This is a genomic window from Leisingera sp. F5, from assembly GCF_001593695.1.
Genome location: NZ_LUKH01000522.1, coordinates 1 through 2214, shown reverse-complemented (window position 1 = coordinate 2214; position 2214 = coordinate 1). Strand labels below are relative to the sequence as shown.

Annotated in this window: 2 protein-coding genes; both read right to left on the bottom strand. The window is 64.8% G+C overall.

From position 1 onward, the window contains the following. Window positions 1-1812, bottom strand: a 1812-nt coding sequence (locus A2I95_RS32745; protein ID WP_291736550.1) for a reductive dehalogenase domain-containing protein, incomplete at its 3' end; no start/stop codon positions are given. A gap of 17 nt (window positions 1813-1829) precedes the next feature. Then, a partial coding sequence (locus tag A2I95_RS32740) for a MarR family winged helix-turn-helix transcriptional regulator (protein ID WP_291736548.1) occupies window positions 1830-2214 on the bottom strand: 385 nt, incomplete at its 5' end.

Genomic DNA, 2214 nt, shown 5'->3' with positions numbered 1-2214 from the left:
GCACATGGCGCCGCCGGGGACGGTGACGCGGTAGGTGGTGCATTTCTGGCTGTCGGATTTCCAGATCTCGTAGCCGTTGAACATCAGCTTCGGCCCGGCGGTGATGGCGCCGGAGGGGCATTCGCGGGCGCATTTATTGCAGGCCTCGCAAAACCGCTGCAGGCCGAAATCGATCGGCCTGTCATGGGTCATCGGCAGGTTGGTGGTAACGGCGCCGGATTTCAGCCGCGGACCAAGGAAGGGGTTCAGGATCACCTCGCCGATGCGGGACACTTCGCCAAGACCTGAAAGCAGCAGCAAGGGCGGCTGCAGCACTTCGCCGTCCATTACCGAATGCACCCGGGCGGTGTAGCCGAGGTTGCGGATCTGCTGCGCGATCACCCCGCCCAAGAGCGAGAACCGCAGATAGGCACGCATCGACTGGGCGCAGGCGATCCAGTCGTCGCCGGAGGCCCCCTCCATGGTTTCGTGACCCTGGTCGATGATGATGCTGATGGCGTTTTCGTGATAGCGGGCCTGTGGCTCTCCCGCCGCGTCGTGGGAGTAATAGGCCCAGTCCGGGCAGCGCGAGATGCCCACCGCGTCGCAGCCGAGGAAATAGGCGGCGGCCTTGATATTCGCGGCATTGCGGGCGGCGTCTGCAGCGCTGGGGTCCACCTGCGACGCGGCTTCGCCGTCCTGCAGCAGCACAAATGCTGCGAGCGAGGAGCGGAAGGCAAAGGCCGAGGAGGACTTTCGGACGTAGTTGCCGTTCTTCGCCGCCTCCTGCGGGCCTTTGCCGAGGTCACCGAACAAGGAGCGCGCAAACATGTCCGCGCGTTTCGGCACCCGGGCGACGTTCACTTCGTCGATATAGGTTGTTGGGTCTTCAACCCGTTTCAGGGTCTCGAACGGGTGTGCACCATCCATGAAGCGGCGCTTGGCGTAAGGGTCGCGGGTGTTGGCGCTTTTGGCGTGGGCGCCAAGGCCCATCCGGTAATTGAAGCCCGGCGCCTGGCCCGGCGACAGCGGTTGATCGGAGGCCAGCTCCAACGTAGTGGTTACGGCAGCAATGCCAAAGCGGCTGCCGAGGAATGGGTTGGTCAGAACTCCGTTTTCACAGGTGGCAAGACCTGCCTGCACCGCCAGCTTGCCCAGATGCACATCACTGGAGGCACCGGTGTGGGCGCGCGCCTCCCACCCCAACAGGCGGATGTAATTGGCCAGGGTCACCACGGTTTCTGCCGCCCGCAGGCAGGCGCGTTGTTCCTGCGCACCCGCGAGCCAGTCCGTGCCCTCCTCACCCGTTTCCGGATCGCGGGGGAATTCATAGACATAGACCAGCGCATGAGTGTGGTGGTTGCAGGCTGCGGGCGGAGCCTGCATCGACTCTCGCAAACCGGCCATCACCACGTCGATGCCGGAGGCAAAGGTCTTGGTTTGTTTGGTGCGCAGATCCACGGCCAGCGCCGCCACGTCCGGGTTCGTTAACGGTGTGTCCAGCCAGGCGCCGGATGGTACTGTGCAGGCGCCCGCGAGCGAGGCATCGCAGAAATAGCCGAATGCCTTCAGGTGATCCGTGCGCTCCTGCGGGTTTGCGGGGATGTTCGCGCGTTCCTTTTTCACCAGCCCTTCACGAGTAGCGTCCAGCATCGCCTGATAGTCGCGCATCGCATTGACGATCGACAAGGGGGCTTCAGGGCGGCGGAAAGACGTCCGGGACAACGGCGGCAGCCTGTCCAGGTCCGCAGGTGCCGCCTGGCGCGCCAGCGTCTCCATCGGATAGGCGCCCAGATGCACAGGCCGGTTGCGGTATGAAAACAGTTTGCCCATGGTTTGCCCCTGAGGAGTTACAGCTTGGCGACGATGCGCGGCTCGTCCTGCAGCAGTTTGGCCGCGGTCTGACGCAGCTCTGCCAGTTCCTGCGCGGTAAGCTTGGCCTCGAAATGGGCGGCGTTTTCCTGCGCAACCGGCAAGACCGCCTGCAGCGCCGCCTGCCCCGGCATAGTCAGCCCCACCCGGATCGAGCGGCCGTCGCCGGTGCCGCTGCTGCGAGTGATCAGGCCGCGCGCCTCCATCTGCCGCAGGGCGCGCGAGGTGGCGGTTCTGTCGATGCCGATGAAATCCGCAATCTCCGACGGAGTGCTGAGACCCTCTTCACCCGCGGCCAGCAGCACGCACCAGGTGACGCGGGTCAGCCCGTGTTCAGCAATGCGCTGTTCAAAACGGCGCTCG